Genomic DNA, 20,611 nt, shown 5'->3' on the forward strand with positions numbered 1-20,611 from the left:
TGAAAGTAAGACGATTTAACGATTAAAAACAACTGTATGATTAAGCTCTCTACTTCCATCTTGAAAGAGGATGGTTATGACTTTTAACTTTAAAATCAAACAATATAGGGGTATAATGAAAGCGGTATTGTTAAAGAAAATTCACAAAATTGGTAACGAACAGCGGGAACAAAGAGGAGAGGGGTAAGACGATGAATATTGAAAAATTTCATGAGAGTATGTACAAGCTGATTGTGGAAACTTCGACTAAATTGCCGAAGGATGTTCGTAGAGCCATTAAGCGGGCAAAGGAACAAGAAAATGCTGGTACGCGTTCTGCAATGAGTCTTGCGACGATTACAAATAATATTAAAATGGCGGATGACAATGTTTCACCAATTTGCCAAGATACAGGGCTTCCGACTTTTAAAATTAAAGTTCCTGTTGGTGCGAACCAAATTGAGATGAAAAAAGCGATTTACGAGGCAATCGCATTGGCAACAAAGGACGGAAAGCTGCGTCCGAACTCCGTTGACTCACTAACAGGGGAAAATAGTGGGGACAACTTAGGGGGCGGTACGCCAGTCATCAAATTTGAACAGTGGGAAAAAGATTATATTGATGCGCGCTTAATTTTAAAAGGTGGCGGCTGTGAAAATAAAAATATTCAATATAGCTTACCTTGTGAGTTAGAAGGTCTTGGTCGCGCTGGACGTGACCTAGATGGTATCCGCAAGTGTATTATGCACTCTGTTTACCAAGCTCAAGGTCAAGGCTGTAGCGCTGGATTTATCGGCGTTGGAATTGGAGGAGACCGTTCTTCTGGATATGATTTGGCTAAAGAACAATTATTCCGTTCGAATGATGATGTCAATCCAAATGAGGACCTTCGTAAACTAGAAGAGTATGTAATCGCAAATGCGAATAAGCTTGGCATTGGAACGATGGGCTTTGGTGGGGAAACCACTCTACTTGGCTGTAAGGTTGGTGTGATGAACCGTATTCCTGCAAGTTTCTTCGTTTCCATTGCTTATAACTGTTGGGCATTCCGTCGCTTAGGTGTAAATGTAAACCCAGCAACAGGTGAAATCCAAGATTGGTTCTATCAAGAAGGTGAAAATGTTGATTTCGCAGAACAAGAAAAGAAACAAGCAGAAGCAGAAATTGCTGCTTCCGTGGAAGCAACAGATGCACCATCCTCACAAGAAGCGATCACGTTAACTGCTCCAATCACCGAAGAGCAAATTCGTCACCTTAAAGTTGGCGACGTTGTTAAAATTTCTGGAAGAATGTACACCGGGCGTGACGCGATTCATAAATATTTAATGGACAACGACGCTCCAGTGGACCTTGATGGTCATGTGATTTATCACTGTGGTCCAGTTATGTTAAAAGATGAAGACGGTAATTGGCATGTAAAAGCTGCGGGACCGACAACAAGTATTCGTGAGGAGCCTTATCAAGGCGACATCATGAAGAAATTTGGCATTCGTGCAGTCATTGGGAAAGGTGGAATGGGTGCAAAAACTCTAGCAGCCCTTAAAGAGCATGGTGGCGTTTACTTGAATGCAATTGGTGGCGCGGCTCAATATTATGCTGAATGCGTGAAAAGTGTTGACGGTGTCGACCTAATGAACTTCGGGATTCCAGAAGCAATGTGGCACTTACAAGTAGAAGGTTTTACTGCAGTGGTAACAATGGATTCTCATGGAAACAGCTTGCATGACGATGTTGAGAAGTCTTCATTAGAAAAACTTGCCCAATTTAAGGAGCCTGTATTTAAATAAGGTTCCCGTTCCTATCTAACATTAAATTTGTAAATCAAAATGAGTGCCAATTTCTATTTGGAATTGACACTCATTTTTTATTGGTGTAAAGCCATTTTTGGGGGACAGCATATAAATTTCTATAAATAATGCACCCAAGATTGGGATGCTGTTTCCCCGAATTTTAACCTCAATTTGGCAGACAATTTAGCTTGGTGAACAATTATATATTAGCGGAGATTCTCCGGTTAGACTAGAAATAGAGCTTAGTTCGGGGATTATAAAAGCGAAAATGGAAAAAAGCAGTGTGAGCATTTCACACTGCTTTTTCGTTTAGATTTTGGCTTGACAACAAACAATAAGAAAAACATCTTTTGGAGGGGCAACATGAAAAATTTAGTAAAGGTTTTTCTTGCAGTCAGTATATTTTTACTGATTGGAAGTTCAGCTGTTCAAGCACAAGTAGCGAACAATCCGATTCATTGGGGCTTTAAAAAGGCTCGCGACGGTCAGCCGCCTGATGCTGGCAAAGAGCGTGAAGAGCTTATAGAGAAATATGGAGCTGTCTATAAAGGCAAACCAGATAAAAAAGATATTTATTTAACGTTTGATAATGGTTATGAAAATGGATATACAGATAAAATTTTAGATGTGTTAAAAAAAGAAAAAGTCCCAGCGGCATTTTTTGTAACGGGTCATTATCTTGAAACCGCCGAGGATCAAGTCATTCGTATGGTTGAAGAAGGGCATATTGTGGGGAACCACTCCTATTATCATCCTGATTTGACCCAAGTGGACGATGAACGGGTGAAACGAGAATTAGAAAAGGTAAGAAAGTTAACCTATGAGATAACCGGACAAAAGCATATGTCTTATTTACGTCCACCGCGAGGGGTTTACAGTGAGCGAACCCTGAAGCTCGCAAAAGATGCTGGTTATACTCATGTTTTTTGGTCCTTGGCTTTTGTGGATTGGCATACGAATCAGCAAAAAGGCTGGGAATATTCTTATAACAATATCATGAAACAGATTCATCCTGGAGCTGTTTTGCTCCTTCACACTGTTTCGAAAGATAATGCCGATGCGTTAGAAAAGGTGATTAAGGATTTAAAGAAAGATGGCTATACGTTTAAAAGTTTAGATGATTTGTTTGCTTCGAAGGAATTTGATAACCCAATGTTGCACAGCAATTAAATATTTGAAAGTCCGGACTTGGATAATGGGTCCGGACTTTTTAGTAGATCTAGGAAGATAGCCTGCATTTTTAGTCATAATAAGTTAAACATGCTATAATACGGGGAAAAATAATGAAAAGCTAGGAGAGAATGTCTCAATAATTGGTGATTCCCATCTAATCCTAGGTTCTCTTCGAAAGGATTGGAATATTTGTATGTGGCAAGAAACGGTAACACTGTCTGGCCCGTATCATTTTGAACTGGCTTTGGACAGGCTAAAATTGGATCCGTTGCATGTTGTTGACCTATCAAACAAGACCATTAAGGTCCCTCTTCAAGAGAATACAAATCGGACAGTAATAGAGGTAAAAGGAATTGGAAATCTTTATAAACCGGAGTTCCTCATAAAAGGAGAAGGCAATCAGCAACTATTAATGGAGCGTATCTCTGAAATTTTTGGCTGGCATACAGATTTAAAAAAGATCCACGATCACTTTCAAAATACAGACTTAAAGGATCTTTTTCGTACTCACTTTGGTACACCGCTAGTGCTCGACTTTGATCCTTTTAGCTGTTTGTTAAAATGTATTATCCATCAGCAATTGAATTTAAATTTTGCCTTTACATTAACACAGCGATTCGTACAAACATTTGGTCACGAGCAGGATGGAGTTTGGTTTTATCCAGAGCCCGAGGTTGTTGCAAATTTAACAGTTGAAGAGTTACGTGAACTACAATTTAGTAGGCGAAAGGCTGAGTATGTGATTGGCATTGGAAAGTTAATAGCATCTGGAAAGCTAGATTTTCACAAAATGAAACAACAATCAGACGAAGAAATCGCTTCGGAATTAATTGAAATTCGTGGGGTTGGTCCGTGGACGGTTCAAAACTTTTTAATGTCTGGTTTAGGAAGACCGAATCTTTTCCCGGTGGCGGATATTGGACTACAAAATGCATTGAAAAAATACTATCAGTTGGAACAGAAACCAACAACGGCGGAAATGGAGCAAATGAAGACACCATGGGAGCCGTATTTGACCTATGCTTCGTTGTATTTATGGCGGAGCATCGAATAATGGAGTGAAACACATTGAATAATGAACGAAAAGAAACTAAAAATAAATCTGGCAAAACAGAGCCCTTTCAAAAAGGTAAACCAAATTTTAGGAAGCATCAAGGGAAGCAGGAATCAGGCGGCGTCAAAATGGAATTAAAACAAACCTTCCCATTAACCATTAAACGGTTAGGAATCAATGGCGAAGGGGTGGGCTATTTTAAACGGCAGGTTGTGTTTGTACCTGGTGCGCTTCCTGGTGAAGAAGTAGTGGCTGAGGTGACGAAAGTTCATCCGAAGTTTACGGAAGCTAGGGTAAAAAAGATTCGCAAACGCTCTGAACATCGTGTCACGCCTGTGTGCCCAGTCTATGAAGAGTGCGGTGGTTGCCAGCTTCAACATTTACACTATTCGCAACAACTAAAAGAGAAGCGTGATATTATTATTCAAGCGCTTGAACGTCATACGAAGCTGCCTATTGCGGAACTTAAAATTAACGACACCATTGGCATGGAAAATCCGTGGGGATATCGCAATAAAAGTCAGTTTCAAGTAGCTGAAAGAAAGGGCAAAATTCTTGCTGGTTTGTATGGGTTAAACTCTCATAAGCTGATTAATATTGAACAATGCGCTGTTCAACATCCAGCTACAACGAAAGCAAATGAAGTGGTAAAGAAGATTCTTCAAGATTTAAACATTCCGATTTATAATGAGCGTTCCGGAAAAGGGTTGGTCCGTACGATTGTCGCTCGTACAGGAATTCAATCTGGGGAATTGCAAATTGTCCTTATTACGACGAAAAAAGAGTTGCCCAAAAAGGAACTAATTGTTGAAGAAATTAAGAAAGTTCTACCTGAAGTCACTTCCATTGTTCAAAATATAAACGGACAGAAAACATCAATCATCTTTGGGGATGAAACAGAAACATTGGAAGGCAATGATTTTATTCAAGAAACATTAGGAGACCTGCAATTTGAACTATCCGCCAGGACCTTCTTCCAGCTAAATCCTGAACAGACGGTTAAGCTTTATGATGAGGTAAAGCAAGCAGCTGGACTGACAGGGAAGGAAAAAATTGTTGATGCTTATTGTGGTGTTGGTACAATCGGTCTTTGGCTTGCAGGAAATGCAGGTGAGATTCGTGGGATGGATGTCATCCGTGAATCAATCGAAGATGCCCGGAAGAATGCGGACCGGCATGGAATTCAACATGCTAGATACGAAGTAGGTAAGGCTGAAAAATGGTTGCCAAAATGGGAAAAAGAAGGATGGCGCCCTGATGTCATCGTTGTTGACCCACCGCGAACAGGGTGTGACGAGGAATTTCTCAAAACCGTTTTAAAAATCAAACCAAAGACCTTTGTTTACGTATCTTGTAACCCATCTACACTCGCAAAAGACATTGCAAAGCTAAGCAAGGATTACGAGGTTGAATCGATTCAACCAGTGGATATGTTTCCGCATACCGCCCATGTGGAGTGTATCTCGCAACTCATTTTAAAAGAAGGCAACTAACCCGATTGTGGGTGTTGCCTTTTTACGTTTCTTGTAACGGATTAACAAAGCTGTATTGGATATGAACACTGCCATCGTGAGTACAAGTGACCTTCTCCACTAATGAATGAAGGATTTGCGGTGTTAATTCTTTCAGCTTCAGTACATCTTTTAATTTGTTGCCGATATTAATGGCATAATTCTCGTTTTCGCATTCAAGCATATTTTCATCAAGTTGTGTTTTCGTTATTTGTAAAGCTTTGATTTTGTTATCCGTTAATTCCCGGTATTCAACTAATTCTTCTTTAGAGATCACATTTTCAGTAAACAGATTAACATATTCGAGCTTCTTACTTTTTAGAGTTTCCATTTGAGTCTGTACAGCATGGAGTTCTTTTTGAATCTGTTGTTTCTTCCCGTTGAGCCTATTTATTAACGTATTCATAAAGTTCTCTTCTTTTAACGTATCAAATAGCGACTGTAAGTCTTCCATGATAACGTGCATTAGCTCTTTTTCACGAACAGCTACTTTATTCAGACAAAAGGAGTTACCGTGTTTGATATTGCCACCACAACGGTAGCCTTTTTGATTGGCTTTATACCACATTCCTTTTTGACATTCCTCACAATAAAGGACATTTGTAAAAAGGTGTTTCTTTGGAGCAGTAGCCGTTCTAGTTCGACTTTGCATCATCACCTGTACAGCATTATACGTTTCTTTAGGGATAATGGCTTCATGTGTACCTTCAATAATGACTTGATTTTCCTCGTTCAATTCACGTCTTTTTGAAGATGTAACAGATATCGTCTCTGAACGGTTTTGTACAAGGTCGCCACAGTAATGCTGATTATTGAGAATGACCTTGATACTAGAAGCATGCCATAATCTTGAAGCGTTTGCTTTATTAGCAATTTGTGCTGGTGTAGGTACACTCTCTGTGGTTAATGTCTTTGCGATTGTATCCATTCCTGTACCACTTAGATATTCCTGAAATATTCGTCGGATAATATTTGGAGAATTATCCGACTTGATTTTAAGAATACCGTTCTCTGAGCGGTAACCATATGGAGGGTTAGAACCAACAAAAAGACCCCGTTGGGCTTTTACCCGTTTTGCTTGTTTGTTTCGTCGGCTGCTATTAGCTGACTCATTTTCGTAAAGCCAAGCAAATAATCCGAAATTTTGAACGTTCCCTTCTACAGTGTTGATGGAGTTATCTAAACAAACAATATGAATGTTATTGAATTGACATATATCTCGAAGTTCATATGAGAGCCTTCCGTTTCGAGCCAAACGGGACAGCTCTTTAGCCAAAATTACATCATACATACCAGCTTTTCCATCTTCAATCAAACCCTTTAAACCAGGACGATTTTCCTTTGTACCGGATTGTTTATCTGTATAGATTTTTACAACTTCCCAGTTTTGTTGGGCAGCGTAATTTCTGAAAATGTCTATCTGATTATCAATTGATGTCCTTTGTGAATCTAATTCAGTTGAAACACGAGCATATACTGCACATCTCATGCACAATCACCACCTAGAGTAATTTTTCCATGAGATGCTGGTGAGTTTACGACCTTAGTATTAACGATTTTTTCCATTTCTATTTCAATGAGTTGTTGTAGAATCCGCTGCACATTCACTGCTTTATTCGGTGCAGCATAAGAGCGAATGACTTTCATGTTGTTTTCCTCTCCCTTGATGTTTTTCTATGATGTATAAATTTCGGTTGTTTGACCATACTGATAATGTTTTTCTGTTGTTTACCCATATTGGTATACCAATATGGATAGATTACCGAACAAATTCTTTTTAAAATCCCTTAAATAAAGGGATTTAGAGAAGTTAAGGTTCCGTAACTTGTAGCTATAGAAAATTGTTCGGTAGTTTATCAAATTATCTAGCTTTATAGTTCGGTACTTTGTCCATTAAGAATGTAGCTGAAAACTTTCAAAGGCATTTTCCCTATAAAGAGTTTGTAATGGTTGATTTGGAGATACAAGAACCTTATCGACAAAGTAAAGGATAGTAAGGCGTTTTTCTGTTTCTCCAAGTTGTGATTCAAGAATGGTTTTGAAGCGATCAAAAAACATGCCAGATTGTACGGATTCGTATAGTTCTGCTAGAATGTGTTGGCTATTAAGAAGTTCTTTTAATTCATTTAATAACCTGGACTGAACATTATGAAAGACCAACTCAAATTCTCTGTCATTCTGTTCTTTAGCAATAGAACCCTTTGCTAATAATTTGTCAATCCGTTTTTCTATATTGATAATATTTTCCTTTATCGTGTTATCAAGTTTATTTAGGAATTCGAATGTATCTGATTTTGTGCTTTCATTACACGTAAGTTCCTGAACATGTTTTAAAATCCTAGGTAAAATTGCTTCATGAACGTCATTCATATCCAGTTTGTAATTACAGCTTTTACATACGTAGTACTGGTAGAAATATTTTTGACCATTCCTAGTAGTGGAACCATTTTGTGTTTGAAGTTTGTTGTGACAGAGATGGCAGGAGAGTTTATTCAGAAAGAGAAAAGGAGTATCAAGCCGTCCGAATTCTTTTTGTAGTTTTATATTGTTCTCATTTAAGTGTAAAAAGAAATGATCGATTAATGGTTCATGACAGTCCTTGAATTCATAAGATTTACTTTTACTCGAATCTTTATAAACGGTCCACATAAGCTTTCCTGTGTACACAGGGTTCTTTAAAATATTTTCTACGCTACTTGATCTCCATGACTTTCCTTGGGGTGAGGGAATAGCCGCTTCGTTTAAAAGGGAAGCGATCTTTCCCATTGATGTACCCCAGCTGTGTAAATAATAAATAAAGGTCACAATTTCAGCCTTCTCATTTGGAATCAGCTTTTTGTTTACTTGATCGTAGCCGTAGGGAACCTTGGAACCTGGACGTATCTCATCTCCGTTCTCAAGGTCAGCAATCAAACTTCCAAGTGCACGTTCGGATTTAATTTCCGATTCTTGTCTGTACAAGAGTAAAGCAATTTTTGTTTGTGGATGATCTGGGTTAAAAGGTTCCTCTGAATTGGAAGTGTACACTTCTATATTTGGCAGTTTTTCGATGAGTGGCCGATAAAAGTCGAGAACAAAAGTATAACCCGTACGATCCATTCGGGATTCCTCATAAAAAATAACCCGCGGGATATTTGTTTCTATCATCATTTGTTGCAGCCGCATCAGTTCTTTCCGCTTGCTTGCACGTTTTGAAAATGCACTTGTAACATCTTCAATAAAAATAAAATCATCAGGAACTTCCATTCCTTTGCGACGAGCAAACTCCTGAATGTGTGCCTTCTGAATTTCCACACTGTTGTTTTCTTGTTGTTTGTATGATGAACGACGAATATAGCCAAAAGCTAAAGCATTCATGCAATCTCTTCTCCTTTATAGATAAAATCTGTTTTTAAGTCCTTTAAGTAGTCGAACATTGAAACCTCGATATCCACTTCATTCTGGTAAACAATTAGTTTGTGAACAAACATGGTGAAAAGAAGGGAAGGATTAACCTCCGACTTACTGTGAAGATAGTCTTCGACAGCTTCTACAACCATCTTGTTTTCTAGTAATAAGTGTTCCTTATCGGAAAGTTCCTCTAATAAAAATGCCTTTTCATGTTTTAATTGAGCCATTCTTTTATAATTTGGTTCCTTCTTCCAATCATTTGAGTAATCATCCATGTTTAAAATGATGTTCTCCATTATTTCGTTTAGCTGAGTTTCAATCGAATCGATTTCATCTTCCATTTTTTTTCGTATTTCACGAAACCGTAGGAGCGATTGATTGAGAAGTTTCTTTGAATCAAAATGATGAATGATTTCCTCTAGTACCAATTGAATCACTTTCGCTAAATCGGTAAATGTTATGAAGACTTTGCCATGTTTTCTTGAACAAGAGTAATAGCCAATATTCTTGATTTCATCAATTCGGTAATGTAGGGGTCTTCTACAATAACCACATTGTGGTGTGTAAGCATTTTGGGCATCTAATTTTCCTATCCGCTCTAGGTATGAATCGAATATAGTACCAAATTTTTCCTGTATACGATTAAAGGTTGTGAGGTCTATATACGGCTCTACATGATGAAGTCTGTTTTCTCCTTTGCTCAGGTCATAGGCAGCATAAAATGGATCACGAGCTATATCTATCAAGGATAGTTTCAGTTTTTTTTGGAAACCGCTAAGAAGTTCTGTAAGTTCTTCAATCGTTGAGATTTCCAACAAAGAAGAGAAGTACTGCTCCAACATCTTTTTCTTTTGGGGATCCTTGCAATAATGCTTTGTTTCCTTGATCTTCTCGTACCCAATCTTTTTGGGAGGATATCTCCGCAGTGCCTCTTTAGTTCTTCTAGCAATGTTTTTTCCTTCAATGTCACTAAATATGTTTAATATGCCTTCAAGGAAAATATCTTCAGTTGCTTGAATGTGCCCATTGCCGACAGAGGTAAACATTAAATTTACGTTATATTTCCTACGTAAATCGTGGAATTCTTGGGCTTCATATGAATCCCTAAATAGACGAGTGCGATCAAACGCATATAGAGTATGGACTCTCTCCTGTTTAATTAAAGAAATGACTTTTTGCATTTCTGGTCTTTCATGAACGGATAGTTTATTGGCCGAGATTGCATATTCATCTATTATCATTATTTCTTCTGGTAATAGTTTTTCACGAAATGGAGCATCTGCAGATGATTGCATGGCTATATCCTGACCAGCAGTACTGACACGGCGGAAAAAAACATGGTATTTAACTGTATTCACTTCATTTCACCTCGTTTATTTTTCGGTAGAGTTTCGTAAAGTAACTTTGCTTGCAATCGGTGTGGTAGATTCAACTGCTCAATGATAATTCGATTGACAAGATGTTGAATCCAGACATTTGTAGCATCGTTGCCTTCTGAAACTGTTCGTATTTGTACCTTTTTTCTCATTAATTACACCTCCACCCATCATCATTGACGGGAGAAGGCTAGTTTTATACTTTAATAATCATCCTTAGGCTCGTCGTCAAACAGATAAAAATGCAATTGGGATGATTCCTCCTGTTCACTTCGTTTAATAAAAACACGGATTAATCCATTCTTTTGACCGGGGAAGAGGTCTTTATCTGGCTTTTGCCCCATTACGGCCCCTCCTTTGTTGATGATATTCTAGGAAACTATTAAAAATAAAAGGCGATAAAGTTCCTGTTTGAACCGTTTGACGTAGTTTATTGATGTACTGGGGTTGTTTAGCATTCATGATGCAAGCCCCCTGTTCCTCAAACGATTGATTGCTTTCTCTGTGTTGTTGCGGATTTTTAAAGAAGGTGTTGCTTGGATAGAAGTTTTCATGGTGTATATTCCTCCTGATGTTTTAAATTGTTTCGGTAGTTCATCCACCGGCAGAAAGTAACATAACCATTAGACAAAATAAAACAATATATAAATATTGGAAGGAGTGGAAATTCATATAGTGGGAAAATTATTATTTGTAAATAAGTATGAGATAAAAGGGGTAAATTTGAAAGATTACTGGATATTTATGTTATATTGTGATGGATTACACTTAAACTAATAGATGGGAATTTCTTATCCCCATATTGGGATTTCAATGGTAATATAAATTTTTGAAAAGAAATGAGGTGAAAGAAAGTACTGGGAGCCACTTCCTAATTGGTTCTGGATTATTTATTACTTAATTTATTTGCAACTTTTGGAATCGCAATATTTAGTGTGACACAAAAGATAATTGTAGGGTTATCCATTCAAACCTTAGTTTTTACATTAACTTATGGATAGTTGGTTTGATAAACAGCATTGAAAGAATGAAGGGGGTTAAATTTGAACATCTAGTTAGTAGATTACAACAAGAGGCTTAAGGAAAGGTCTATTATTATAATTATCGTGCCTTATATATACTTCTTTGGTGGGTATTTTTCTATTGAAGAATATGAATACTGTTACTTCTTATTAATCTAAAAGGTGCTCTTTATATAAGTTGATATATAGAAAAATGTTCAGAGCTATTTTGCCCTGAACATTTTTTGCTTTAGTAGATTTTGAACGAGTTTAAAGGTGTATTCTCTTTATTTTCAGTGATTCTGAGCGGGTAATTTATTTACAATGTTCCCCAAATTGCGCGGCCACCTGTATGACCTGTCTTACTATGTATTTGTCTATTTACCACTTGTAAAACCCCAGTATTTTGGTGGTAAGATATTAATAAGACAGTATAAAAAGAGTTCTTGGAAAAATATCACTGTAAATAATTATAAATTAGCAGGGAAAACCCACTACTATGAAAGGTGATTGATATATGACAATTTGGGATCCATCAAAAAAAGATAGTGATATAGTGCTAGAGCCTCTTACAGATGATGATGTAAATTTAGCTGAAAACACTTATCAGTTCACATTTCCTATCGAATATATAAATTTATTGAAAGAACAAAATGGAGGATTCTTACGAACAGATGCCATTCCAGTTAACTTTCCATCCTACTATGCAGAAGGATATGTCCAGTTTGATCACCTTTTTGGAATTAAAAGAGATCAAGGGATAGTGGAGAGTTCCCATTTACTGAGTGAATGGGGAATTTCAGACAAAAGATTTATTGCAATAAGCGGTGTAGGTCATGAATGGCTAGTACTGGATTATAGGGATTCTCCTATAAATCCACAAATAACACATATTAGTGTTTATGAAGGAGAACCTATTCTTAATACTGTTGCTCAATCATTTTCAAAATTGCTCACAATTACGACATCCTTAGGTGTAGAAAAATCCGAACTAGAAACTGATCCTGCATATTATAAAGATGAAATATCAGTTGTAAATGCAAAAAGATTAATACAATCGGGAGATTTAAATAGTATAGTAAGGGGAGCGGGGTATTGGATATCAACTGCGGAAAAGATAGATGAGTTGATTGATATCTTATTAGAATTTATAAAAAAAACAAGTGATGATACAATGATTTATGAGGTATCAGAGCTCATAAGGTCCGCTCAAATTTATGCAGACAAGGATGAACAACGTAAAATCCTTGAAACTTATAAAGCATATAATAATAATGGATTGCTAGACTTTGAGATAGAGGACCTGGAAAAGATACTACATTCTTAATAATCCTCTAATGGCTGTCAAGTTCTGATTAAAAGGGGCTTAGCGAACTTCAAATAGGTCCCATCTAAATAATAGGTGGGGCCTATTTGACGCTTACTAACTATCAATAGCGATTGTCAAAAAGAATTAAGTATTATACAAACCACCAGCACCTCATGAGTTGCCACATACACTCTGGACATGTAGAGTGTGTCGCGCAACTTGTTCATAAGGATTAGTAAAATAAAATACAAAATGGCTCAGTCACTTGACTGGGCCATTTTAAATTTAAGACTGTATAACCTAGAGTCGACAAGAAATGACATATATCGGGTTGTGACAGGCACCGAGTATTTGACGCTTACCGCTTACGCACTAATAAATAATTTAATGTTTTCGAGATACTTAAGCATTATGGGAACTAACTTCGGTTATTTTGGGTTCTTCGTAGGAGATAATATCTACCTTATGTTCAATACAATTCAACGAATAGTGTTTCAATTTTCTCCTAGAAAAGTTTGGTAACGACTCTAACAAGTTTGATTTTTGATAAATGCGGAAGGATTGTCCATGGTATACTTCTTCATTATTCTCAACTGTGTAGTCGTCATAGATAACAGAATATGTTACATAATTTAGGAAAACTAATTGTAGTGTTGTCACTTTAGCGTCAGGGTGAGGATGGATAAGTAAGTCTGTCGTATTTTTACTTTTATTTAAGGTTATCCTAAGTCGTTCCTCATTTGTTATTGGCTCTAAGATTTGTTCAAATGAAATTACAGATTCCGTTTCATTTACTAAGTCATCATATTTCATAAAATCCCTCACAGAAAAAAACTGATATTCTATAAATTTTATTCTACCTGAATATAAAATAATATACACAACGTGAAAATTCTAAATAAGTGTTTAAAAAAAGTCTCAAGATTAATAGACTCTTGATTCGAAATAATTGGGATATCACATACACCATTTTACATTCCTAGTATGAAAAAAGGATAGGGTGTTATCGATGGTCATGTGATTATATAGTTTTTATAGTCTTCAATAATATTTAGAGTGGAATTTATTAATATCTTATTTTTTCTTTTCCCCACCATAAAGACGGTTCTGAGCCGCTACTACTCTTATAAAAGCGTACATCTCCCTCTGGAGGCGATTTAACCAACGTTACTGATCCATCATCCTTAACGTATTTTCTGTATGGTACAGTCGGAGCTACTTTTGTGTTGAAGTCAGAGCTAGCTTGAGCAGATCCACCGGATTTATAATAAATTTTTGTTCCTGCTGAAGTTGTATGGCTATATCTAGCACCAGAACGTACTGATGACCAGCCGACAGGTCCAAGTTTCCCACTTGAACAATATGGCTCCACAATATCTCCATTTGGTGTTACGGTAAAAGGGTTGTAACATGCTGCACTCGTAGATTTAGCGTCCACTATTAAAAATAATGGAAAAAGAAGTGCTAAGGAAATTAATACACTAAATAATTTTCTCAAATCTCACTTCTCCCTTCAATAATACAAAAATTTAAAATCACTGTTAATAGTATAATATAATTAAGATTATTTTGAATATTATTTTTACTTATATTTAATGAGATATTATAAAATATTACAATTTAGAGAAGATATAAATGGGTTGCCATATACACACTTTCCGGTGGCTAAATACAACCCACAGCGATTTCAAGGGTTCTCCCTTTGACCAGGTTCTGATCATTGCTTAATTATTGGTTAACAGAATTAGAGGATGCAACTGGTGAGAAATAGTCACAAACATGAAGAAAGTGCAATATTTTTAGATTTTAATGATCATTGTCATCTTAGAAAAAGACATGAAGGAATTATTATCTTTAAAAGCAGATTTATATGATGGGATGACTAAAGATGGTGGATAAAAGTTTGTACAGACATTTACAAAAAGCGATGGTTTTCAAGAAAAATTAACTTTAGAAGAAGTGCAAGAATTATTGAATGAAAGTGGTGGTTTCTACGGAATATGAAAATTGAGGAAGAATTCTTCTACGGTATACATTTAATTAAATACAATATTAGAACATATTTAAAACACTTAATCTCAATATTCTATGGGTAAAGCTCACCAGCACCCATGTGTTGCCACATACACTCTGGACATGTGGAGAGTGTGACGAAACTTGCTTTAAAGAAGTAATAAACCAATTTATTTTTACTAAATAGGAGACAAAAAGGAGTCCGAATCGCGACTCCTTTTTGTAGTGTTTTCCTAAGAAGTTGTTCTCTTCTTAGTTTACTACGTCATAGCTAACGCAAATAGATATTTTCAGGTCTTCATCATGCATAATTTTAGCTTCAATTTGAAATACCTTTCGCAAAACATCTTGGGTCATGATCGTTGCTGTGGTACAGTTTCAGGAATCATATAAGAAAATGATTACTTCCGGATTGGGTAAGCGATGTATTATACGATAAATTGTCAGGTGACCTTTATAACACAGTGCTTGCTTCCTTCGCTCAATTTTTGCAAAAGAGTGCATTTATAATGCTTGACTATTGCGATGAAGGATCATCGAGGGCTGCTTGTTGTAGTAAATATCGGGCGTATGCAAATGGTCTTAAATAAGTTAATTCCCACTCTTTTTTCATACCTAATGCTTGGAAGCCATATCGATGCGGCCTAAAATTAGATTCAATAAAATATGGAAAACCCTCTTTATTAATACCGATATCAAAACCCATTTCTGCTAGATGTGTAAATTCACTTGCTAAATGCGAAGCAACTTTTTTTGCTAAAGAAGCAATTGCTTCAACTGTTTCTTTATGAAGAATCTTCTTGGGATTCGTAACTTTGCTACCATGTCCCACATTTGTCAGATAATGATTAGCGGGCGCCACTTTCAGCAAGATTCCAGATATATCCCATTTTCCTTTATTGTCTCTTTGAATATGGACTCTGATGTCAAAAGGTCTGCCCTGATATTTGGCTAACGGAATAGATTGCTGAACCAAAAATACACGCTTTCTTATCCTTTTAAGGAGAACATCAGGTAAATCTGTACTGAAAATCGCCTTCTGAAACCTTTTTTTCATTGGGTAAGTTAAACACCATTGAGTTGTATTTATTTTTTCCAGAGTCATGATTCCTTTTCCTAAACTTCCGCCAGATGGCTTTATAAAAAGTTTGTCATGCTTTTCCATCATACTACGGATTGTTTCTTCTGTGGCTTTTAATGTTTCAGGTAAGTGAGGCAATATGCAGGGACATTTCATTAACAAGTTATGGATAAGATACTTGTCATCACGAATAAAAGAATTAAAGATATACTTTCCTTCTTTACTAAGGCGATTAATTTTATTTTGAACACTTTTCCTATTTGTCATCGTACGATTGATAATGACTCTTGGTATAGAAATTGTTTCTATACTGTATCCTGTTTCCGTTTTTATCAATGCTCGAACTTTGTCCTCATCAGGAGAAATATCTCTCCATTGAAAAAAACATAAAGGTAAGTCATACAGTTCTGAGGCATGTTCGTACATCAAGATGTTCTCTTCATCAGTAGGCTTACAAATTTCAAGCTGATTGTAAACATAGTTAGGAAGACAAATGCCAACATAATTCCTATTCACCTAAACTCCTCCCTTCAACGAGATAAATCAAGAAACTACTTGTACGACTTGGTTATTGTTATCAAGGTGAAAGGCGATTTAATCTTCTGCTCTAAAACAATGAGGAGGTTGTCTTTTTGAACAAGTTGAGCTACTGCACCCTTTAAAAAAATTTCTACTACTTTATTTCCTCCAAGAACACAGGGATCAAACCTGGCTCCATTATTAATATTGACTACTTTAACTTTCTCATTTTGTAGTATGCCAACGGTTTTATTAGATTTGAATCCAAGGAAATACTGCCCACATAGTTTAGATTCACATCAGTTACTTTTGCACGATGTAATATTGCGTTTACCATGTAGGAGATGCGTATTCCCCCCTTGTACTTAGACCTAGTCCTGTATATAACAACATATTAATATTTAGGTGAACTGGTGATAGCACGAACCTTGCTTAACATAAAAATGAGGAAAAAGTCTATTGCTCTTCAAGAAATAACGCATAGTCTGCTAATAAGTAGAATGGGGAGGAGTGAATTTCAAGGTGACGAATCAGTATTTTGGAATGCTCGTTAGCAAATCAAAATATATAGGCTTAAAGCGGGGGCGTAGGACGCTAAATGACGTAATAAGAGAAGAGGCTGCAAAGAAAAATAATCTTATCCCTTGTTATATCCGTTTCCGTCATATTAAATCTGGTTCAAATCAGGTGTCGGTAATCATTTTTGAAGATGGAAGACCGCTTGAAAAGAAAATCCCATATCCTCGTGTTATATATAATCTAGTTTGGGCTTCTCCTTATAGGAATCGTAAAATTCAATATTTAGATAATAAAGGTGTACTGGTTTTTAATAAGGTCAATTATTTGGAGAAATATAAATTTCAAACATTACTAGAAGCTAATAAAGAGTTTCTTGACTATCTACCAGAAACTCAGGTTTTAAATGCTGGAAATTTAAAGGGTATGATGAAAAAGTACGATAAGTTGATTCTTAAACCAGATCATGGTTATGTTGGAAGAGGAATTATGAAGCTCTACAAAGAAGAAAATGAACTGTGGTGTTTAACATACAAAGTTAAACAGGATAAGAAATTTGTATGGAAAGAAGAGAGGTTTATTGAAGGCAATGTCCCAAATCGTTTGAGAGATGTTTTAAATAAAGACTTTTACCTTATTCAAAATATCATCCCACTAGCCACCTATAAAGGATCTCCGTTTGATTTCAGGGTATCCACGCAAAGGAATCAATACGGGAATTGGGAAGTTACTGCCATCATTGGAAAAGTAGCTCCAGAGGGCAACTTCTTAACCAATATAGGTCAAGGTGGAACTCAATTTTCCATAGAAGAGTTACTTTTGGAGTACCCTCACTTAAATGCAAAAGAGTTGAAAGATAAAATGACCTCACTTGCTCTTAAGATTGCCAACTATTTTAGTCAGACTACTGAACAGATTGGAGACCTTGGTTTTGATCTAGCCATTTCCCCAAAGGGAGAGATATACTATATTGAATGCAATTTTTGTTCTGCTTATAAGGCACTTACAATACGTGATGGCAAACTAGTCCACGACGAGTGGAGAAAAGTTTTTACAACACCTGTTGATTATGCACGTTATCTATTAAACGATATGTAAATCTATAAAAATACCTAACCTTACTGCTCTCAAACCACTGCAGTAAGGTTTTTTTGAGTTAGCTAAACACGAGTTATAGAGAAAGTTTGTTGTATTATCTAGTTCAAGTTAGCAACGCCTAAATGGAATAAAATAAAAAAGGAGTTTCTCAAAGAATATCGAACTAACTTAGCACTAGTTGCTAGAATGTTAAAATTAGAATCTATGTGTTTTACAGGATAAGAAACGGTGAATATGAATTCGTTCATAAGTGATAAAACCTGTCATAACAAAGCACGGCTAAACAGGAATAAACGAAACGCTGTTGTTAGACTGTGTATAGAAAGGAGAGTTTGCGTTGGAAGGTCTTCATAGAATGATAGATAGCATTGAGTATATCGAAAATAATTTAGAAAATCATCTTGCGATTGAGGATGTTGCTGAGATTGCCTGTATGTCTAAATTTCATTTTCAACGGATGTTTAGCATGTTGACGGGATATACAGTGAGTGAATATATCCGAAATCGACGTATTACAGTAGCCGCACAAGAACTGGTCCATTCAAGGTCCAAGGTAATTGAAGTTGCTATAAAGTACGGGTATGAGAGTCCTGAAGCTTTTACAAAAGCATTCCGGAAAATACATGGAATCAGTCCTTCAACTGCTAAGAAAACCAGCCAACCGTTGAAAGCTTTTCCGAAACTCTCTTTTCAAATTCAGTTAAAGGGTGATGTGGAAATGGATTACAAGATTGTGGAGAAAGAGTCATTCTCTGTTGTGGGGAAAAGTATCCGTACAAGTACGATTGGAGGAGAAAACAACCGAAATATTGCGGCTTTTTGGAAGGAATCGAACCAGAATGGTTTTGTAAGTGAATTGGCAAAAAACTGTGGATCTCTTGGGTTAATAGGAATTTGCATGGACTTTGATAGAGAGCAAGAAAATTTGACCTACTTAATAGGTGCAGAAAAAAAGATTGAACAGATCCCAGATGGTTGTGAAGAAAGGGAAATTCCTGCTGCATCTTGGGCGGTCTTTCCGGTTACCGGCGCAATGCCTGATGCAATGCCAAGGGTATGGGATCGGATTTTCTCTGAATGGTTCCCGTCAACAGGCTATGAGCATGCAGATGGACCCGAGATGGAGGTTTACTTAAGTAGTGGTGACCCATCATCAGAGGATTACTATAGCGAGATTTGGATTCCTATAAAAAGTAAATAACAGGAAATTAGAAATGCTGTCTAGTTTTATAGATGGCAGTAGCGATTGTTGAACTGGCAGGAGGAACGCCAAAGCAGGCTGCTGAAGCAATGGCAATCATTTTAAAGAATATGCTTGGATCAGTCTGTGATCCAGTTGCTGGTCTAGTGGAAGTTCCTTGTGTAAAGCGAGATGCGATGGGAGCTTCAAATGCAATGACGGCACAAGATATGGCTTTAGCTGGGATTACAAGTCAAATTCCTTGTGATGAAGTCATTGGTGTCATGTATGCAATAGGACAGTCAATGCCTTCGGCATTAAGGGAAACAGCTGAAGGTGGTTTAGCTGCAACGCCAACTGGGATAAGACTTGAAGCGGAGATCTTTGGGAAACCAAAAGCTAAGCTTGTTGATTATTTAGTAAATTAAAAGTAAGCAGGCAACGATCCTTATTAAGGAGATTGCCTGCTTTTGATTATTTTACCGGATGGTTTTTATGGCAACTGATTGCCTGCAGCACGGTATATTTCATACCATTCTTCTCTTGTTAAAGTAATGTCAGATGCCCTGGCAATATTGGTTAACCGCTCGGGTGTCATGGTTCCTACAATGGTTTGAATCTTGGCAGGATGTCGCATAATCCATGCAACCGCAACGGCTGATTTGTTAATACCGTATTTGTCGCCGATTTCCTGGAGTTTGGCATTGAGCTCTGGAAACTCATCATTATCAATAAATAATCCTTCAAAGAGTCCATAACGGAACGGCGACCACGCTTGGATAGTCATATCATGTAAACGGCAATACTCTAGAATACTACCGTCCCGGTTAACAGCCTGGTCATTATGGTTATTGACGTTAATTCCTACATCAATCATCCCTGTGTGCATGACACTGAGTTGCAGTTGGTTGATGATGAGATCTTGACCAACATATTTTTTGAGTAGTTCAATTTGCGCAGGATTATGGTTGCTCACCCCAAAATGACGTACTTTTCCTTTTTCTTTTAACTCGCTAAAAACTTCTGCGACTACCTCAGGTTCCATCAAAGCATCTGGCCTGTGAAGGAGAAAAACATCAATATAATCAGTTTTGAGCCGTTTTAAACTTTGATCAACAGAAGACAGCAGATGCTCTTTCGAAAAGTCATAAAAGCCTTTCCGTATACCGGCTTTTGTTTGTAAATAAATGTTCTCACGGATGGAGGGGTTCATCTTGAGCGCCTCTGCAAAAATCTCTTCCGATTTCCCGCCAGAATAAATGTCCGCATGATCAAAAAAGTCAATTCCAAGTTCGAGTGCATTATGGAGAACCTTTTCTGCCTGTTCTACGGTGAGCTTCCCCAACCCCATACATCCTAAAGAAAGATTTGAAACCTCTAAATCGCTAGTTCCTAAACGTAACTTCTTCATCTATGTACCACCTTAAACAATATAATGAAGCTATTGTACCATGAGGGAATTTCCAAAACCATTCCAGGCGCCTTCTAAGTTTTTTTAAAGTGTCTTCCAGTTTTTTTTTAGGTGCCCTCTTCCAGGTGACAGGCACCATCCAGAAATTGGATGATATGTATGTTTACCTAAAAAGAACCTCATTTGTGCCATTGGTTTTCTCCTATTATT

General features: G+C 36.9%; 19 protein-coding genes and 2 pseudogenes. 8 read left to right on the forward strand and 13 right to left on the reverse strand.

What is annotated here, in order from left to right; translation table 11 throughout:
* The first annotated feature begins 191 nt into the window (after positions 1 to 191).
* From M3182_RS07265 to rlmD, 4 genes are all read left to right on the forward strand, one after another.
* Positions 192 to 1,766, forward strand: coding sequence for a fumarate hydratase (locus tag M3182_RS07265; RefSeq protein ID WP_285867349.1), 1,575 nt, complete (start codon positions 192 to 194; stop codon positions 1,764 to 1,766).
* Positions 1,767 to 2,132: 366 nt separating this feature from the next.
* Positions 2,133 to 2,939 carry a delta-lactam-biosynthetic de-N-acetylase gene (gene pdaA / locus M3182_RS07270; protein ID WP_251430959.1) on the forward strand — a complete coding sequence of 269 codons (807 nt, stop codon included), beginning with the start codon at positions 2,133 to 2,135 and terminating at the stop codon, positions 2,937 to 2,939.
* 196 nt (positions 2,940 to 3,135) lie between these two features.
* A complete protein-coding gene (locus M3182_RS07275; RefSeq protein WP_251557545.1) occupies positions 3,136 to 3,996 on the forward strand; it encodes a DNA-3-methyladenine glycosylase family protein in 861 nt (286 codons plus the stop codon).
* Between the two features lie 128 nt (positions 3,997 to 4,124).
* Positions 4,125 to 5,489, forward strand: a complete 1,365-nt coding sequence (gene rlmD, locus M3182_RS07280; RefSeq protein ID WP_251557607.1) for a 23S rRNA (uracil(1939)-C(5))-methyltransferase RlmD — start codon at positions 4,125 to 4,127, stop codon at positions 5,487 to 5,489.
* 22 nt (positions 5,490 to 5,511) lie between these two features.
* Here the strand turns inward: rlmD and M3182_RS07285 are convergent, their stop codons facing one another.
* From M3182_RS07285 to M3182_RS07320, 8 genes are all read right to left on the reverse strand, one after another.
* A complete protein-coding gene (locus M3182_RS07285; RefSeq protein ID WP_251557546.1) occupies positions 5,512 to 6,996 on the reverse strand; it encodes a recombinase family protein in 1,485 nt (494 codons plus the stop codon).
* Positions 6,993 to 7,154, reverse strand: a complete 162-nt coding sequence (locus tag M3182_RS07290) for a hypothetical protein (protein WP_251428711.1) — start codon at positions 7,152 to 7,154, stop codon at positions 6,993 to 6,995. Before M3182_RS07290 ends, M3182_RS07285 begins: the two co-directional genes overlap by 4 nt.
* Positions 7,155 to 7,400: 246 nt before the next feature.
* Complete coding sequence (locus tag M3182_RS07295) at positions 7,401 to 8,864, reverse strand: recombinase family protein (RefSeq protein ID WP_251557547.1); 1,464 nt, start codon at positions 8,862 to 8,864, stop codon at positions 7,401 to 7,403.
* Positions 8,861 to 10,255, reverse strand: a complete 1,395-nt coding sequence (locus tag M3182_RS07300; protein WP_251557548.1) for a recombinase family protein — start codon at positions 10,253 to 10,255, stop codon at positions 8,861 to 8,863. The genes M3182_RS07295 and M3182_RS07300 overlap by 4 nt, the downstream gene beginning before the upstream one ends.
* Positions 10,252 to 10,425, reverse strand: a complete 174-nt coding sequence (locus tag M3182_RS07305) for a hypothetical protein (protein WP_251428732.1) — start codon at positions 10,423 to 10,425, stop codon at positions 10,252 to 10,254. The genes M3182_RS07300 and M3182_RS07305 overlap by 4 nt, the downstream gene beginning before the upstream one ends.
* 51 nt (positions 10,426 to 10,476) lie before the next feature.
* A complete protein-coding gene (locus tag M3182_RS07310; RefSeq protein WP_251428735.1) occupies positions 10,477 to 10,617 on the reverse strand; it encodes a hypothetical protein in 141 nt (46 codons plus the stop codon).
* The gene (locus M3182_RS07315) at positions 10,598 to 10,735 is read right to left on the reverse strand and encodes a hypothetical protein (protein WP_251428737.1); all 138 of its coding nucleotides are present in this window, start codon (positions 10,733 to 10,735) and stop codon (positions 10,598 to 10,600) included. The genes M3182_RS07310 and M3182_RS07315 overlap by 20 nt, the downstream gene beginning before the upstream one ends.
* Positions 10,736 to 11,593: 858 nt before the next feature.
* Positions 11,594 to 11,695 (reverse strand): HNH endonuclease, encoded by a 102-nt coding sequence (locus tag M3182_RS07320; protein WP_349774442.1) that lies wholly within the window; start codon positions 11,693 to 11,695, stop codon positions 11,594 to 11,596.
* Between the two features lie 96 nt (positions 11,696 to 11,791).
* Between M3182_RS07320 and M3182_RS07325 the strand changes: the two genes are divergently transcribed.
* Positions 11,792 to 12,601: an SMI1/KNR4 family protein gene (locus M3182_RS07325; RefSeq protein WP_251557549.1), complete on the forward strand. Its 810-nt coding sequence runs from the start codon at positions 11,792 to 11,794 to the stop codon at positions 12,599 to 12,601.
* A 384-nt stretch (positions 12,602 to 12,985) separates the two neighbouring features.
* On the opposite strand, the gene M3182_RS07330 is transcribed toward M3182_RS07325, so the two are convergent.
* The 4 genes and pseudogenes from M3182_RS07330 to M3182_RS26475 all read right to left on the reverse strand — a co-directional run bounded on the left by M3182_RS07330 (position 12,986) and on the right by M3182_RS26475 (position 16,533).
* Positions 12,986 to 13,396: a hypothetical protein gene (locus tag M3182_RS07330; RefSeq protein WP_251557550.1), complete on the reverse strand. Its 411-nt coding sequence runs from the start codon at positions 13,394 to 13,396 to the stop codon at positions 12,986 to 12,988.
* 253 nt (positions 13,397 to 13,649) lie between these two features.
* Positions 13,650 to 14,081: a hypothetical protein gene (locus tag M3182_RS07335; RefSeq protein ID WP_251428745.1), complete on the reverse strand. Its 432-nt coding sequence runs from the start codon at positions 14,079 to 14,081 to the stop codon at positions 13,650 to 13,652.
* Positions 14,082 to 15,113: 1,032 nt separating this feature from the next.
* Positions 15,114 to 16,193, reverse strand: a complete 1,080-nt coding sequence (locus M3182_RS07340; RefSeq protein WP_251557551.1) for a YheC/YheD family endospore coat-associated protein — start codon at positions 16,191 to 16,193, stop codon at positions 15,114 to 15,116.
* Between the two features lie 35 nt (positions 16,194 to 16,228).
* A pseudogene (locus M3182_RS26475) lies at positions 16,229 to 16,533 on the reverse strand (aspartate 1-decarboxylase).
* Between the two features lie 185 nt (positions 16,534 to 16,718).
* Between M3182_RS26475 and M3182_RS07345 the strand changes: the two are divergent.
* The 3 genes and pseudogenes from M3182_RS07345 to M3182_RS07355 form a co-directional block, all read left to right on the forward strand.
* On the forward strand, positions 16,719 to 17,810 hold the full coding sequence (locus M3182_RS07345) for a YheC/YheD family protein (protein ID WP_251428748.1): 1,092 nt from the start codon (positions 16,719 to 16,721) through the stop codon (positions 17,808 to 17,810).
* Between the two features lie 337 nt (positions 17,811 to 18,147).
* Positions 18,148 to 19,011 (forward strand): AraC family transcriptional regulator, encoded by an 864-nt coding sequence (locus M3182_RS07350; RefSeq protein ID WP_251557552.1) that lies wholly within the window; start codon positions 18,148 to 18,150, stop codon positions 19,009 to 19,011.
* Between the two features lie 35 nt (positions 19,012 to 19,046).
* Positions 19,047 to 19,418 (forward strand): annotated as a pseudogene (locus M3182_RS07355) (L-serine ammonia-lyase, iron-sulfur-dependent, subunit alpha); the annotation flags it as partial.
* 65 nt (positions 19,419 to 19,483) lie between these two features.
* Here the strand turns inward: M3182_RS07355 and M3182_RS07360 are convergent.
* Positions 19,484 to 20,401, reverse strand: coding sequence for an aldo/keto reductase (locus M3182_RS07360; protein WP_251428754.1), 918 nt, complete (start codon positions 20,399 to 20,401; stop codon positions 19,484 to 19,486).
* Between the last annotated feature and the right edge of the window lie 210 nt (positions 20,402 to 20,611).

This window comes from Mesobacillus maritimus (genome assembly GCF_023715205.1).
GTDB classification, from domain to species: domain Bacteria; phylum Bacillota; class Bacilli; order Bacillales; family Cytobacillaceae; genus Mesobacillus_B; species Mesobacillus_B maritimus_C.

What these genes read in the sequence shown, in the direction of transcription:
- M3182_RS07265 (WP_285867349.1), top strand. Translation starts at nt 192, where the DNA reads ATGAATATTGAAAAATTTCATGAGAGTATGTACAAGCTGATTGTGGAA.
- pdaA (WP_251430959.1), top strand. Translation starts at nt 2,133, where the DNA reads ATGAAAAATTTAGTAAAGGTTTTTCTTGCAGTCAGTATATTTTTACTG.
- M3182_RS07275 (WP_251557545.1), top strand. Translation starts at nt 3,136, where the DNA reads ATGTGGCAAGAAACGGTAACACTGTCTGGCCCGTATCATTTTGAACTG.
- rlmD (WP_251557607.1), top strand. Translation starts at nt 4,125, where the DNA reads ATGGAATTAAAACAAACCTTCCCATTAACCATTAAACGGTTAGGAATC.
- M3182_RS07285 (WP_251557546.1), bottom strand. Translation starts at nt 6,996, where the DNA reads ATGAGATGTGCAGTATATGCTCGTGTTTCAACTGAATTAGATTCACAA.
- M3182_RS07290 (WP_251428711.1), bottom strand. Translation starts at nt 7,154, where the DNA reads ATGAAAGTCATTCGCTCTTATGCTGCACCGAATAAAGCAGTGAATGTG.
- M3182_RS07295 (WP_251557547.1), bottom strand. Translation starts at nt 8,864, where the DNA reads ATGAATGCTTTAGCTTTTGGCTATATTCGTCGTTCATCATACAAACAA.
- M3182_RS07305 (WP_251428732.1), bottom strand. Translation starts at nt 10,425, where the DNA reads ATGAGAAAAAAGGTACAAATACGAACAGTTTCAGAAGGCAACGATGCT.
- M3182_RS07310 (WP_251428735.1), bottom strand. Translation starts at nt 10,617, where the DNA reads ATGGGGCAAAAGCCAGATAAAGACCTCTTCCCCGGTCAAAAGAATGGA.
- M3182_RS07315 (WP_251428737.1), bottom strand. Translation starts at nt 10,735, where the DNA reads ATGAATGCTAAACAACCCCAGTACATCAATAAACTACGTCAAACGGTT.
- M3182_RS07325 (WP_251557549.1), top strand. Translation starts at nt 11,792, where the DNA reads ATGACAATTTGGGATCCATCAAAAAAAGATAGTGATATAGTGCTAGAG.
- M3182_RS07330 (WP_251557550.1), bottom strand. Translation starts at nt 13,396, where the DNA reads ATGAAATATGATGACTTAGTAAATGAAACGGAATCTGTAATTTCATTT.
- M3182_RS07360 (WP_251428754.1), bottom strand. Translation starts at nt 20,401, where the DNA reads ATGAAGAAGTTACGTTTAGGAACTAGCGATTTAGAGGTTTCAAATCTT.